This window comes from Rhodococcus cerastii (assembly GCF_033042195.1).
Lineage (GTDB): Bacteria > Actinomycetota > Actinomycetes > Mycobacteriales > Mycobacteriaceae > Rhodococcoides.
This window is the reverse complement of sequence record NZ_JAWLKF010000007.1, coordinates 98,916-111,583: the sequence shown is the minus strand read 5'-3', so window position 1 is coordinate 111,583 and position 12,668 is coordinate 98,916. Positions and strand designations below refer to the sequence as shown.

Annotated in this window: 12 protein-coding genes; 9 read left to right on the top strand and 3 right to left on the bottom strand. The window is 64.3% G+C overall.

From position 1 onward, the window contains the following. Nucleotides 1-3: 3 nt before the first annotated feature. The 9 genes from R3P93_RS14550 to R3P93_RS14510 all read left to right on the top strand — a co-directional run bounded on the left by R3P93_RS14550 (nucleotide 4) and on the right by R3P93_RS14510 (nucleotide 10,308). Nucleotides 4-531 (top strand): hypothetical protein, encoded by a 528-nt coding sequence (locus R3P93_RS14550; RefSeq protein WP_317533331.1) that lies wholly within the window; start codon nucleotides 4-6, stop codon nucleotides 529-531. A gap of 21 nt (nucleotides 532-552) precedes the next feature. Beyond that, nucleotides 553-1,053: a DUF3558 domain-containing protein gene (locus tag R3P93_RS14545; protein WP_394855309.1), complete on the top strand. Its 501-nt coding sequence runs from the start codon at nucleotides 553-555 to the stop codon at nucleotides 1,051-1,053. Then, nucleotides 1,050-1,577 carry a DUF3558 domain-containing protein gene (locus tag R3P93_RS14540; RefSeq protein WP_149407536.1) on the top strand — a complete coding sequence of 176 codons (528 nt, stop codon included), beginning with the start codon at nucleotides 1,050-1,052 and terminating at the stop codon, nucleotides 1,575-1,577. Before R3P93_RS14545 ends, R3P93_RS14540 begins: the two co-directional genes overlap by 4 nt. Nucleotides 1,578-1,871: 294 nt before the next feature. Next, nucleotides 1,872-2,246: a 30S ribosomal protein S12 gene (gene rpsL / locus R3P93_RS14535; RefSeq protein ID WP_008714048.1), complete on the top strand. Its 375-nt coding sequence runs from the start codon at nucleotides 1,872-1,874 to the stop codon at nucleotides 2,244-2,246. 1 nt (nucleotide 2,247) lies between these two features. Then, nucleotides 2,248-2,718: a 30S ribosomal protein S7 gene (gene rpsG, locus R3P93_RS14530; RefSeq protein WP_003941856.1), complete on the top strand. Its 471-nt coding sequence runs from the start codon at nucleotides 2,248-2,250 to the stop codon at nucleotides 2,716-2,718. A gap of 95 nt (nucleotides 2,719-2,813) precedes the next feature. Beyond that, entirely contained in the window at nucleotides 2,814-4,916 is a 2,103-nt protein-coding gene (gene fusA, locus R3P93_RS14525) for an elongation factor G (protein WP_037191357.1), read from the top strand. Between the two features lie 102 nt (nucleotides 4,917-5,018). Next, complete coding sequence (gene tuf / locus R3P93_RS14520) at nucleotides 5,019-6,209, top strand: elongation factor Tu (protein WP_032380840.1); 1,191 nt, start codon at nucleotides 5,019-5,021, stop codon at nucleotides 6,207-6,209. Nucleotides 6,210-6,490: 281 nt separating this feature from the next. Then, nucleotides 6,491-7,786: a 3' terminal RNA ribose 2'-O-methyltransferase Hen1 gene (locus R3P93_RS14515; protein ID WP_317533329.1), complete on the top strand. Its 1,296-nt coding sequence runs from the start codon at nucleotides 6,491-6,493 to the stop codon at nucleotides 7,784-7,786. Continuing rightward, on the top strand, nucleotides 7,783-10,308 hold the full coding sequence (locus tag R3P93_RS14510) for a polynucleotide kinase-phosphatase (protein WP_317533328.1): 2,526 nt from the start codon (nucleotides 7,783-7,785) through the stop codon (nucleotides 10,306-10,308). Before R3P93_RS14515 ends, R3P93_RS14510 begins: the two co-directional genes overlap by 4 nt. A gap of 88 nt (nucleotides 10,309-10,396) precedes the next feature. On the opposite strand, the gene R3P93_RS14505 is transcribed toward R3P93_RS14510, so the two are convergent. From R3P93_RS14505 to R3P93_RS14495, 3 genes are all read right to left on the bottom strand, one after another. Then, entirely contained in the window at nucleotides 10,397-10,786 is a 390-nt protein-coding gene (locus R3P93_RS14505) for a hypothetical protein (RefSeq protein ID WP_149407539.1), read from the bottom strand. 33 nt (nucleotides 10,787-10,819) lie between these two features. Continuing rightward, nucleotides 10,820-11,338 carry a hypothetical protein gene (locus R3P93_RS14500; RefSeq protein ID WP_149407540.1) on the bottom strand — a complete coding sequence of 173 codons (519 nt, stop codon included), beginning with the start codon at nucleotides 11,336-11,338 and terminating at the stop codon, nucleotides 10,820-10,822. A gap of 294 nt (nucleotides 11,339-11,632) precedes the next feature. Beyond that, nucleotides 11,633-12,634 carry a GAF domain-containing protein gene (locus tag R3P93_RS14495; protein ID WP_317533327.1) on the bottom strand — a complete coding sequence of 334 codons (1,002 nt, stop codon included), beginning with the start codon at nucleotides 12,632-12,634 and terminating at the stop codon, nucleotides 11,633-11,635. Between the last annotated feature and the right edge of the window lie 34 nt (nucleotides 12,635-12,668).

Below are 12,668 nucleotides of genomic sequence, written 5' to 3'. Positions count from 1 at the left end.
GGTATGGCTCGTCGGACTCGATTCGGTCTCCTCGCAGCCGCATTCGCGGCTGTGGGCGCCATGGCCCTCGCGCCGGTCGCACAGGCGCAACCGCCTGCCGATGCGCCGCCTGCACCCGCCGAGAACGCGCCTGCACCCCCGCCCGGACCGGTTCCCGTCCCCGTTCTGCAGATTCCCAACCTCGGGGTCACCGTCGGCGGACTCATCGTTCCGGACCAGTGGATCGGCACGATCGAGGTCGCCAGTACCGAGACGCCGGGACTGACCCACATCTGGGGCCGTGCCGCCGATCCGCGGATCTGCACGTCGTACCAGAACTTCGCCAGCCTGCAGGTCGACTTCGTCAATATCGCCAACGGACGCACCGGGTCGGTCAACGCACCGATCTGCCGGCAGGGAAACGGCGTGTTCGAGCCCGCGGGACCGGTCGTCGCCGATACCGGCAGCGGCCCGGTCCTGTTCACCGCGCACGTCCTTGCCTCCGGAATCGTGTTCGACATTCCCGGCGTCGGCGGATTCTCGGCCCCGTAGCAGATGACGAGACGGTTCGCGATGGTCGTGACGGCAACAGCCGTGCTGATCGCCGGGTGCGGCGGTGCGGAGGACGACGCTGCATCGCCGCAAGAGACTGCCCCGACGACCACGGTGTACGAGTCGGGTCCCTTCTTCGGTGAGTGCGGATCGATCACCGACGCCGAGGTGCAGTCCGCGTTCGGAGCGGGCCCGTTCGCGCAGATCACCCGTAATTCCGTCGGGTGCCAGTGGGAGACCACGGGGTTCGGCGGACCGGGCGTCAGCTTCTCCTGGTACCGCGGCAGCCCTATCGGACGCGAGCGCGCCGGTTCCGAGCTGATCGGCCGTCCGGCGAAAGACATCGAGATCGACGGCAACCCGGGGTTCGAGGCCGAGCAGGACACTCTGTGCGAAATAGGCGTGCAGTTCGGCGACGACTTCTTCCACTGGTCGATCACGTACTCCCTCGGACCGGCCGCGCGCCCGCCGTGCGACGTCGGAAACGAACTCGCGACTCTGACCGTGGAGCGCAAGCAATGACGCGCAGACGAGTGGTCGCGGCGGCGTCGACCCTGTTACTCGTCGCCGGGTGCGCCCAGACCGTCGAGGGAACTGCGAGACCGGCGAGCTTCGCAGGCTCCGGTGGCCAAGAATTCACCGAATTGTTGACCGAGTGCGATGCCGTCTCCGACGACCAGATCGCCGAGACCACCGGAGCCGACGCCATCGAACGCGGCTTCTTCGGGGCCATCTGTCGGTGGGATCTCGTCGGCTCCGCGGGCACGGTGAAGGTGACGTTCAACTGGTTCGAATCCGGCACTCTGGCCGCCGAGCGGGCCGCCGAGGAAAAGATGATGTACACCGTCACCGACACAACGGTGCAGGGCCGCAAGGCAATCCAGGCTCAGCGTCCGAACGATCCCGATTCGTGCGGAGTCTCGGCCGGGGCGGATCGGGACGGCATCTTCGGGTGGTGGGTGCAATACCAGCCCGGTGCCGCCCACCCCGATCCGTGCCAGGCCGCGGCGAAGCTGGCCGACCTCACACTCAACCTGAGCAGATAGGTTGCGTATCAGGGCGAAGGGTGTTTTGACCCGAGGCCGCGCCGCCGGGTATCGTTATGGGTCGTGTCCGGCCTGGCCGGACCGTTTGTGTGCCTATGCGAGGTACAGCCGTGCGCACGTTCGCTCTGAGAGCGCGCAACCGGCTGGACGTGTGGGGGTATGCGACACACCCGACCGCGGGGTGCAAGAGACCCGCGGTAGCAGTACTGGAGCAGCAGCAGTACCGGGTGAGGAGCAGTGTTCTCTTGCTCCAACTGCTAGATCCCTGTTTATCGACACGAAGAAAGCCGGTTCATGCCAACGATCAACCAGCTGGTCCGTAAGGGACGCACCGACAAGGTCGCGAAACTGAAGACCGCTGCCCTCAAGGGCAGTCCACAGCGCCGTGGCGTGTGCACTCGCGTGTACACCACCACCCCCAAGAAGCCGAACTCCGCGCTCCGTAAGGTCGCGCGTGTTCGCCTGACCTCCTCGGTCGAGGTCACCGCATACATCCCCGGTGAGGGTCACAACCTGCAGGAGCACTCGATGGTGCTCGTTCGCGGTGGTCGTGTGAAGGACCTCCCGGGTGTGCGTTACAAGATCATCCGCGGCTCGCTCGACACCCAGGGTGTCAAGAACCGCAAGCAGGCTCGTAGCCGCTACGGAGCCAAGAAGGAGAAGAGCTGATATGCCACGCAAGGGCCCAGCACCCAAGCGGCCGCTGATCAACGACCCGGTCTACGGATCGCCGTTGGTCACGCAGCTCGTCAACAAGATTCTCCTCGACGGCAAGAAGTCGACCGCAGAGCGCATCGTCTACCAGGCGCTCGAGCAGGCTCGCGAGAAGACCGGCACCGACCCCGTCGTCACGCTCAAGCGTGCACTCGACAACGTCAAGCCGGCCCTCGAGGTTCGCAGCCGTCGCGTCGGTGGTGCCACCTACCAGGTGCCCGTCGAGGTTCGTCCCGGCCGCTCCACCACGCTGGCACTGCGCTGGCTGGTCACGTTCTCGCGCGCTCGTCGTGAGAAGACCATGGTCGAGCGTCTGGCGAACGAGTTGCTCGACGCCAGCAACGGCCTCGGTGCCGCTGTGAAGCGTCGCGAGGACACTCACAAGATGGCCGAAGCCAACAAGGCGTTCGCTCACTACCGCTGGTGATCTCCTCGCTCGGGCGGTATTCGGAACTATCCGATACCGCCGGAGCGTTGATCAGCTCAGGCAATACCTCTTCCAACACCAAGGCGGGTTAACTCGTGGCACAGGACGTGCTGACCGACCTACTCAAGGTCCGCAACATCGGCATCATGGCCCACATCGATGCCGGCAAGACCACCACTACCGAACGCATCCTCTTCTACACCGGTATCTCCTACAAGATCGGTGAAGTTCACGATGGCGCAGCCACCATGGACTGGATGGAGCAGGAGCAGGAGCGTGGCATCACGATCACCTCTGCTGCCACGACGTGCTTCTGGAACGACAACCAGATCAACATCATCGATACCCCCGGTCACGTCGACTTCACCGTCGAGGTGGAGCGCTCGCTCCGCGTCCTCGACGGCGCTGTCGCAGTGTTCGACGGCAAAGAAGGTGTCGAGCCGCAGTCCGAGCAGGTCTGGCGTCAGGCCGACAAGTACGACGTGCCGCGCATCTGCTTCGTCAACAAGATGGACAAGCTCGGCGCGGACTTCTACTACACCGTGCAGACCATCATCGATCGTCTCGGTGCCAAGCCGCTGGTCATCCAGCTGCCCATCGGCGCAGAGAACGATTTCGAGGGCGTCATCGACCTCGTGCAGATGAAGGCTCTCGTGTGGAGTGGCGAGACCAAGCTCGGCGAGAAGTACGAGATCCAGGAGATCCCGGAAAACCTCAAGGAGCGCGCGGACGAGTACCGCACCATGCTGCTCGAGACCGTGGCCGAGTCCGACGAAGCGCTTCTGGAGAAGCACTTCGGCGGCGAAGAGCTCACGATCGACGAGATCAAGGGCGCCATCCGCAAGATGACGGTCAACAGCGAGCTGTACCCGATCCTGTGTGGATCCGCGTTCAAGAACAAGGGCGTCCAGCCCATGCTCGACGCGGTCATCGACTACCTCCCGTCTCCCCTCGACGTTGCCGAGACCATCGGACACGCCGTCGGCGACGAGGAGAAGGAGATCACTCGCAAGCCGTCCGCAGACGAGCCGTTCGCGGCTCTCGCGTTCAAGATCGCGACTCACCCCTTCTTCGGCAAGCTGACCTACGTCCGGGTGTACTCGGGCAAGGTCGACTCCGGCGCTCAGGTCATCAACTCGACCAAGGGCAAGAAGGAGCGTCTGGGCAAGCTGTTCCAGATGCACTCCAACAAGGAGAACGCGATCGCGACCGCATCTGCTGGTCACATCTACGCGGTCATCGGCCTCAAGGACACCACGACGGGTGACACGCTCTGCGATCCGCAGAACCAGATCATCCTCGAGTCCATGAGCTTCCCGGACCCGGTCATCCAGGTCTCGATCGAGCCGAAGACCAAGTCCGACCAGGAGAAGCTGGGAACAGCAATCCAGAAGCTCGCCGAAGAGGATCCCACCTTCTCGGTGAAGCTGGACGAGGACACCGGCCAGACCGTCATCGGCGGCATGGGCGAGCTGCACCTCGACATCCTCGTCGACCGTATGCGTCGCGAGTTCAAGGTCGAGGCCAACGTCGGCAAGCCGCAGGTCGCGTACCGCGAGACCATCCGCAAGACGGTCGAGAAGCACGACTACACCCACAAGAAGCAGACCGGTGGCTCCGGCCAGTTCGCGAAGGTCATCATCAAGCTCGAGCCTTTCGAGGGCGAAGACGGTGCGACCTACGAATTCGAGAACAAGGTCTCCGGTGGTCGTGTGCCCAGGGAATACATCCCCTCGGTCGACGCCGGTGCTCAGGACGCCATGCAGTACGGTGTTCTCGCCGGATACCCCCTGGTCAACGTCAAGGTCACACTGCTCGACGGTGCGTACCACGACGTCGACTCGTCGGAAATGGCCTTCAAGGTCGCCGGCTCACAAGCGTTCAAGGAAGCCGCCCGCAAGGCCAGCCCCGTCATTCTCGAACCCGTCATGGCCGTCGAGGTCATCACGCCCGAGGATTACATGGGTGAGGTCATCGGCGACCTGAACTCCCGCCGTGGTCAGATTCAGGCCATGGAGGAGCGCAGCGGTGCCCGTATCGTCAAGGCACTGGTTCCGCTGTCGGAGATGTTCGGCTACATCGGAGACCTTCGGTCGAAGACACAGGGCCGCGCTAACTACTCCATGGTCTTCGATTCGTACGCAGAAGTTCCCGCGAACGTAGCGAAGGAAATCATCGCGAAGGTCAACGGAGAGTAAATCTCTTCGTTTGCTGGACCACGCTCGACCTGTAATAAGTAAGAACACATACGCGTGCCGGCCCCGTCGGGGCCCGCACAGATCAGTCCAGGAGGACACACAGTGGCGAAGGCGAAGTTCGATCGGACGAAGCCGCACGTCAACATCGGCACCATCGGTCACGTTGACCACGGTAAGACGACGCTGACGGCTGCAATCACCAAGGTTCTGCACGACAAGTTCCCGGACCTGAACGAGGCCTCGGCTTTCGATCAGATCGACAAGGCTCCGGAGGAGAAGGCTCGTGGTATCACGATCAACATCTCCCACGTCGAGTACCAGACCGAGAAGCGCCACTACGCGCACGTCGATGCACCGGGTCACGCCGACTACATCAAGAACATGATCACCGGCGCGGCACAGATGGACGGCGCAATCCTGGTCGTTGCAGCAACCGACGGCCCGATGCCGCAGACCCGCGAGCACGTGCTGCTCGCCCGCCAGGTCGGTGTTCCGTACATCCTGGTCGCACTGAACAAGGCCGACATGGTCGACGACGACGAGATCATCGAGCTCGTCGAGATGGAGGTCCGCGAGCTCCTCGCTTCGCAGGAGTTCGACGAGGACGCACCGGTCATCAAGGTCTCCGCACTCAAGGCACTCGAGGGTGACGAGAAGTGGGGCGAGTCGGTTCTGGAGCTCATGCAGGCCGTCGACGATTCGGTTCCGGACCCCGTCCGTGAGACCGACAAGCCGTTCCTCATGCCCGTCGAGGACGTCTTCACCATCACCGGTCGTGGCACCGTGGTCACCGGACGTATCGAGCGCGGCTCGGTCAACGTCAACGAAGAGGTCGAGATCGTCGGCATCCGCCCCGGCTCGACCAAGACCACCGTCACCGGAATCGAAATGTTCCGCAAGCTGCTCGACTCGGGTCAGGCAGGCGACAACGTCGGCCTCCTCGTTCGTGGCATCAAGCGCGAAGACGTCGAGCGTGGACAGGTCATCATCAAGCCCGGCACCACGACTCCCCACACGGAGTTCGAGGGCAACGCCTACATCCTCTCGAAGGACGAGGGCGGCCGCCACACGCCGTTCTTCAACAACTACCGCCCGCAGTTCTACTTCCGTACCACGGACGTTACGGGCGTCGTGACCCTTCCCGAGGGCACCGAGATGGTCATGCCCGGTGACAACACCGAGATGTCCGTCACGCTGATCCAGCCGGTCGCCATGGATGTCGGCCTCCGTTTCGCAATCCGTGAGGGCGGTCGTACCGTCGGAGCCGGTCGCGTCACGAAGATCGTCAAGTGATCTAGTTTCACCCAGCTGTACCGAAGCGGCACTTACCCGAAAGGGTGGGTGCCGCTTTTGCGTGCGTGCGGCTCCGCCGCCCGCGTCAATGGACCCTTGCACCGCTCAGACGTATGCAACGGTCCATTCACGCGGGCCGAAGTGTTCACCCGCAGTGAGTGAATGGACCGCTGCCGCGGTCAGACGTGTGCAGTGGTCCATTGACGCAGCCCGACGGGCACCCGAAAAATGGGACGCATCGGACGCGGCTGTCCCGTAACGTCGCTGCGGTGCTACTGACCGTGACTGCAAATGCCACAACCGATTTCCCGGACTCCTCCGACATCGGGTATTTGTTGCACAAGCACCCCGATCGCGTGCAGAGCTGGAACCTGCCCATGGGCACCACCACTGTGCTGTATCCGGAAGTCTCGGTCGAGCGCACCACCGTTGCAGTCCTGTTGAACGACGGTGCAGCGTCCGGGCTCGCGGTGGCATTGTCGCGACTGTTCAAGCAGACGCTGGCCGGCGTGTGTACCGGAAGGCCTGAATTGGTCTCTGCTGCAATCGATCTGATGATCTCGATGCCTGCCGCGCCGTCTCGTGGTGCGACCGACCTGGCGTCACGGATGTTCGGTCCCCTCGGTTGGAAAGTGGACGCGACGCCCATCCCGCTCGATCCGACGCAGCCGCACTGGGGTAACTCCGAGTACGTCGATCTGGTCTTGACCGGAACATTCACGCTGTCGGCTGCACTGCGGCACCTGTACGTCCTTCTGCCGGTCCTCGACGACGGGAAGCACTACTGGGTGGGCGAGGACGAGGCCGACAAACTCGTTCGAGCAGCATGGGATTGGCTGGGGGATCACCCGGAGTCGTCGCTCATCGCCTCCCGCTACCTGGCGCACCGTCGCGAATTGGTGGCCTCGGCGCTCGACCGACTCGTGCCCGACGCTCCGCAGGGCGACGCAGCCCCGCGAGATCCGACGCTCGCCGAGCAGCGGGTACGCGCCGTCCTGGCGGCACTGACGGGTGCAGGCGCGAAGTCGGTGATCGACCTCGGTTGCGGTGAGGGTCGCCTGCTGCGAGAGATTCTCGCGGACAACAGTTTCGATCGCGTTCTCGGTGCGGATGTGAGCGATCGTGCACTCGCGAAGGCGCAGCGCAGGCTACGTCTGGACGACATGTCCGACCGGCAGCGCGCTCGGATCGAACTGGTGCAGTCGTCGGCCACGTACCGCGACGCTCGGCTGCACGGATTCGACGCGATGGTGCTCATGGAGGTCATCGAACACGTCGATCTCGATCGGCTGCCGGCGTTGGTGCGTTCGGTGTTTCTTCAGGCGCGTCCACGAACGGTTCTCGTCACCACACCCAACTCCGAGTACAACGCGCTGTACCCCGGCCTCGAACCGGGAACCTTCCGTCACGTCGACCACCGATTCGAGTTCACCCGAGCGCAGTTCGAGCACTGGGGTTCATCGGTGGCCCGTGAACACGGCTACGACGTACGCATCGAGGGAATCGGCCCCGTCGACGACATGCACGGCACCCCGACCCAGATGGCCGTCTTCACCCGAGAGGAGCAGACCCGATGAGTACCTTCGACATTCCGGATCGATCCCTCGTCGTACTCGTCGGCATCAGCGGCTCCGGCAAGTCGTCGTTCGCCGCGCAGCACTTCGGTCCGTACGAGACGGTGTCCAGCGACGCCTGCCGGGGCATGGTGAGCAACGACCCCAACCTGCAGAGCGCGACCAAGGATGCGTTCGCGCTGCTGGAATTCCTCGTCGCAACCAGGCTCCGGGCCGGTCTGCTCACCGTCGTCGACGCGACGAACGTCCAACCGGCCGCGCGCAAGGCACTGATATCACTGGCTCGCGAACACGATGTACTGCCGGTTGCCGTCGTACTCGATGTGCCCGAGTCGGTGTGTGCACAGCGCAACGCCGAGCGCACCGACAGGACGTTCGGCCGAGACGTGCTGCGCCGCCAGCAGTCCCAGTTGCAACGCTCGCTCCGGGGCCTGTCCAAGGAAGGCTTTCGCTCGGTTCACGTACTCGACGGTGTCGAGGCCGTGGCGTCGGCGACGTTCGTTCGCACCCCGCTACGCAGCGATCGACGTGAGCTGACCGGACCGTTCGATGTCATCGGCGACATCCACGGTTGCCTCGCCGAACTCGAAAGCCTGCTCGGCGTGCTGGGTTACACGATCGAGCGAGACGACGCCGGTCGCGCGGTCGGCGCGACGCCACCGCCTGGTCGGACTGCCATGTTCGTCGGCGATTACGTCGATCGCGGACCGGACTCGGTCGGAGTCCTGCGACTGGTGATGGGAATGGTCGGTACCGGAGCAGCATTGGCGGTTCCGGGCAACCACGAGAACAAGCTCGTCAAGGCACTCCGCGGCCGGAAGGTGACCACGTCGCACGGTCTCGCCGAGACCCTCGAACAGCTCGACGCCGAGTCGGCAGAGTTTCGCCGGCAGGTGCTCGAGTTCTGCGACGGCCTCGTCGCGCACCTCGTGCTCGACGGCGGCAAGCTCGTCGTCGCGCACGCGGGCTTGATCGAGAAGTACCACAACCGGGCGTCGGGCAGGGTTCGAAGTTTTGCCCTGTACGGCGACACCACCGGCGAGACCGACGAATTCGGCCTGCCGGTGCGGTACCCGTGGGCGCAGGACTATCGGGGCTCGGCGACGGTGCTCTACGGGCACACCCCGGTGCCGGAAGTGGAGTGGGAGAACAACACTGCGTGTCTCGATACGGGATGCGTCTTCGGCGGGAAGCTCACAGCGCTGCGTTACCCGGAGCGCGAGGTGGTGTCGGTTCCGGCCGAGAAGGTCTGGTACGAGCCTGCCCGCCCGATGGGCGCGTTCACGCGGGATGCAGCATCGCTCGATCTGTCCGACGTGATCGGCCCGACGGGCGTCGAGACGTCGCTGCGTGGGCGCGTATCGGTTCGGCCGGAGAATGCCGCGGGCGCACTGGAAGTGATGAGTCGGTTCGCCCTCGCTCCGCAGTGGCTGCACTATCTGCCGCCGACGATGGCTCCGAGTGGAACATCCGAGCGCGAAGGCTATCTCGAATATCCGACGCAGGCATTCGACGCGTATCGCGCGCTCGGTGCATCGACGGTGATCTGCGAGGAGAAGCACATGGGCTCGCGGGTGGTCGTGGTGGTGTGTCGAGATGCAGACACCGCTCGGGAGAAGTTCGATGCGCCGGAGGGATCGCTCGGCACCGCGTACACGCGGACGGGTCGTCCGGTGTTCGACGAGTCACTGACCGGCGAGCTCATCTCCGGGGTGTCCGACGCGATCGAGAAGGCCGGTGTGTGGGACGAATTGGCCTCGAGCTGGCTGATTCTCGACTGCGAACTGATGCCGTGGTCCGCCAAAGCGGAGGGCCTGATCAAAGCCGAGTACGCCGCGGTCGCTGCGGTGTCTCGAGCGAATCTCGGGGCCGAGGCAGCGGTGCTGGCATCGGCCGGTACGCGTGGTCTCGGTGTGCAGGCGTTGCTGGAACGGAACACCGTTCGGCAGGTCAACCTGGGCGAGTTCACCGATGCGTATCGGCGGTACATCTGGCCGACGGACGGCCTCGACGGGGTTCGGATCGCGCCGTTCCAGGTGCTGGCGTCGAACGTCGAAACGTATGCCGATCGTCCGCACGCCTGGCACCTCGATGTTGCCGACCGATTGGTGGCAGCAGCTCCCGAGGTGTTCGCCGCCACCCGTCGAATCGAGGTCGATCTGTCGACGCCGGATTCGGTTGCGGCAGCGGAGAAGTGGTGGGAGGAGTTGACGGCGCAGGGCGGCGAGGGCATGGTCGTCAAACCGGAAGCGAACGCTCCGCGCGGAAAGATGCAGCCCGGCATGAAAGTTCGTGGCCGTGAGTATCTGCGGCTGATCTACGGTGCCGACTACACCGACCCGGATCGACTGACTGCCCTGCGCAACCGAAACGTGGGACACAAGCAGTCGATGGCGCTCCGCGAATACGCGCTGGGAATGGAAGCGCTGGATCGCTCGGTGCGCGGTGAGCCGCTCTATTCCATCCACCAGGCCGTGTTCGCCGTCCTGGCACTGGAATCCGAGCCGGTCGACCCGCGGTTGTAAGAGCCGTGGCCAGTGGTGGGGGGGGGGGGGGGGGGGGGGGCGGGGCCGCCCCCCCCCCCCCCCCCCCCCCCCCCCACTGCCGCAGGCACTAGCCCCTCGGCGACGAGAATGGACTGATGCCTGCGCTGATCGGTGCCGCAATTGCTGCAACGACGGCTATGGACGCCCAGAACGTCGGTGAGTCCAGCATCAGTCCGCCTGCGAGACCACACACGGCGACGACGACGCCGCATCCCACCAGCAGTCCCGACCCGACGGTGACGTGAGCGAGGTGGTCTCGCGTCGGATCACGTCGGGCTCCGAGCCACACCATCGTTCCCGAGGTGACGAGGGCCAGAGGGGCGAAGAAGAAGAGGGAGCTGCCACCGAGCTTCGACGAGACACTGGCGATCAACAGCACTGCCCCGAATGCCACCGGGGCGGCGAGGGGCATCCCGCCGGACCATCGCTCGAACTTGTTTCGGGTGGGAGCTGTCATGGCAATCGTTCCTTTCCTGGGGAGAAGGGCATGTCAGAGTAGGTACTCCGCGAATATTCCGCCGCCGCAGGACAATGCGGCGATCAGCCCGACTCGCCTCAGGACGAACTTGGCAGCCTTGTCCCACGAGTTCACCTGGCTTTCGATCGCCTCCCAAGCACCGACTGCGCCGAAGAAGTCGATTCCGAGGCAGGCACCGACTACTCGCTTGATTTCATCGGTGACTCCACGGGCCTGAGGTCCCGTGGGAGTCGGCTGCCGGTCGAGGACCTTGCCGGTCTCGTCGACGATCGTCACAGTCGCATCATCGCTGATCTGAAAGCCGGCTGTGCCGGCGGGGAGTGGATTGCGGCCCTGTTCTGCCAGCGAAGCATTGAGCGAGGCAACTTCTTCTGCGCTCACGGGGACGAATTCCTCGACGGTGGCGGACACCGCGGGTGGCGCGGGTTGAGCAAGAGCAACAGCGGCTCCGCTCATCGACGTCACGGCGATCATCGAGCCGGCGATCAGGGCGATGGATGCGGTGCGAGTCCGAGCAGAAATGCGGTTCATGATGTCTCCCGTTCGTGAGTAGGGGGGCGATTCGGCGACGTGATGGTGGCTGTCGTTCGGACCGAGCCGGGTGCAGTGCCACAACGAATATGGGGCCACAACGGATATGGGCCGGTTGCGTACTCGATGGGATCGGCCTGGAACGAGAGCGCACGCTCGTCCGGCGATCTGTAGTTGTGCGGACCATCCCGAGAGACACAAGGTAGGTCGCGGGTTACGCCTCGTTGACCGAGTCTTTGCGTAACACACCGAACTTTAAACCCGTCGGTGCCGAAGCGCCAGCGCTGCGCGCGATCAGATACAGGCCTCGGTCACCGTCACCAGCGCGAGCCGAGGTTCTTCGTCGTCAGGGAGAATCGGCAGAGCGCACGCGGTCACCGAGTGGGTGGTGTAGCCACCGTTTCGGTCTCTGAACCGGACGGTGATGCTCGGTTCGTCTCCTGCGCCGTCGGCCCGGGACACTGATTTCGCGAGTGCGTCGACTGCTCCGTCGTCGTCCGGGTGCACTCGCGGTCGCGGGTCGGTCGGGTCGAGATTCCAGGCGATGGACGGTGGCGGCGGGCCGTGCCAGTACAAGGTCTCCAGGGTGCACAGATCGACTATTGCGGTGTGGCGTCGTGCGATGACCGAGGCACCCGCTACGAGCCCGCTCATCGTCTCCTGGACTCCGGTAGGGGATGGATGGTTCATGACGAACGGACCGCGGTCGATTGCGATGCCACGCAGGTGACGAGCTTCCCCTTCGACGGTGGTGTGCGCCAGCACGCGAATTCGATGTAGCTCGTCCGTGGTCCAACGCTGAGTGGCGTCGAGATCCACTGTGTCGCCGACTGTGCTGGATACCAGCATCGCGAGGACGTCGGTGGCTCGCAATCCGAAATCCAACGTTGCCATCGCTTCTGCTACCGACAAGTGCGCCACATCGGCATTCAGCGCCGGGGAGTCCTTGGAGTGGGCAGTGCCGCGAGTCAGATTCCAGCGAAAGGCCCAAGCATTCGACGGCGGAGAGTCGCACGTGCCCGGATGCAGTCTGGCCCACACCGCCTGGACCGTACCGTCGTCACCGAGAATCGGACGAGCCGACACGTACCTGCCCGGCCCGCATTCGGTGTCCACATCCCTGCCCGATTCTGCGCACCGAGCAACCGCATCGCGTGCGTGGATCGAGTCGGACGACCTCCTCAGGAACACCGCCATGGGAACCTTGCTCTTCTGCGTCGTCCCTACCGCCACCACGCACGCCACCGAATCCGGTTCGAGAAGAATCAACAGCCAGTCGCCGTTCCTACGCCCCATCGAGGCGGACTCCCTTCCACTCGAGTCGAGCTCC

Excerpts from the sequence above, each read along its gene's own strand:
- R3P93_RS14550 (WP_317533331.1), top strand. The coding sequence starts at position 4 with ATGGCTCGTCGGACTCGATTCGGTCTCCTCGCAGCCGCATTCGCGGCT.
- R3P93_RS14545 (WP_394855309.1), top strand. The coding sequence starts at position 553 with ATGGTCGTGACGGCAACAGCCGTGCTGATCGCCGGGTGCGGCGGTGCG.
- R3P93_RS14540 (WP_149407536.1), top strand. The coding sequence starts at position 1,050 with ATGACGCGCAGACGAGTGGTCGCGGCGGCGTCGACCCTGTTACTCGTC.
- rpsL (WP_008714048.1), top strand. The coding sequence starts at position 1,872 with ATGCCAACGATCAACCAGCTGGTCCGTAAGGGACGCACCGACAAGGTC.
- rpsG (WP_003941856.1), top strand. The coding sequence starts at position 2,248 with ATGCCACGCAAGGGCCCAGCACCCAAGCGGCCGCTGATCAACGACCCG.
- R3P93_RS14510 (WP_317533328.1), top strand. The coding sequence starts at position 7,783 with ATGAGTACCTTCGACATTCCGGATCGATCCCTCGTCGTACTCGTCGGC.
- R3P93_RS14505 (WP_149407539.1), bottom strand. The coding sequence starts at position 10,786 with ATGACAGCTCCCACCCGAAACAAGTTCGAGCGATGGTCCGGCGGGATG.
- R3P93_RS14500 (WP_149407540.1), bottom strand. The coding sequence starts at position 11,338 with ATGAACCGCATTTCTGCTCGGACTCGCACCGCATCCATCGCCCTGATC.
- R3P93_RS14495 (WP_317533327.1), bottom strand. The coding sequence starts at position 12,634 with ATGGGGCGTAGGAACGGCGACTGGCTGTTGATTCTTCTCGAACCGGAT.